The sequence below is a fragment of the Streptomyces chumphonensis genome, from assembly GCF_014779715.1.
GTDB classification, from domain to species: Bacteria; Actinomycetota; Actinomycetes; order Streptomycetales; family Streptomycetaceae; genus Streptomyces; species Streptomyces chumphonensis.
On record NZ_JACXYU010000043.1, the window covers coordinates 1 to 600 of the forward strand.

Annotated in this window: 1 protein-coding gene; it reads right to left on the minus strand. The window is 72.5% G+C overall.

Going from position 1 to position 600, the window contains the following annotated elements; all coding sequences use genetic code 11:
* Positions 1-597 (minus strand): acyltransferase domain-containing protein (locus IF129_RS25965; RefSeq protein WP_398850148.1); only part of this gene is annotated, 597 nt, incomplete at its 3' end.
* Positions 598-600: the final 3 nt, after the last annotated feature.

Below are 600 nucleotides of genomic sequence, written 5' to 3' on the forward strand. Positions count from 1 at the left end.
CTCGACGGCCATGGTGAGGACGGGGTGGGGGGACATCTCCAGGAAGCACCCGGCACCGTGGTCGAGCAGGGCGCGCACGGCGGGCTCGAACCCGACCCGGCCCCGCAGGTTCCGGTACCAGTACCCCGCGTCCATCGTGGCGGTGTCGATGAAGCCACCGGTGGCCGAGGAGTAGAACGGCACCGTGCCGGACTGCGGCTTCACCGGGGCCAGCGCCTCCAGCAGCTCCGCCTCGATCGCCTCGACGTGCGCGGTGTGGGAGGCGTAGTCCACCGCGACGCGCCGGGCCCGCACCCCGTCCGCCTCACACACGGCCTGCAACTCGTCCAACGCGTCCGGATCACCGGCCACCACCACCGACCCCGGACTGTTCACCGCCGCCGCCGAGACCCGACCCGCGTACTCCGCGAGAAGCTGCTCCGCCCGCTCCACCGGCAGCGAGACCGACATCATCCCGCCGTGACCGGCCAGCCGCTCCAGGACCAGACGGCTGCGCAACGCCACCACCCGCGCACCGTCCTCCAACGACAGACCACCCGCCACACACGCAGCCGCGATCTCCCCCTGCGAATGCCCCACCACCACCGACGGCTCCACACC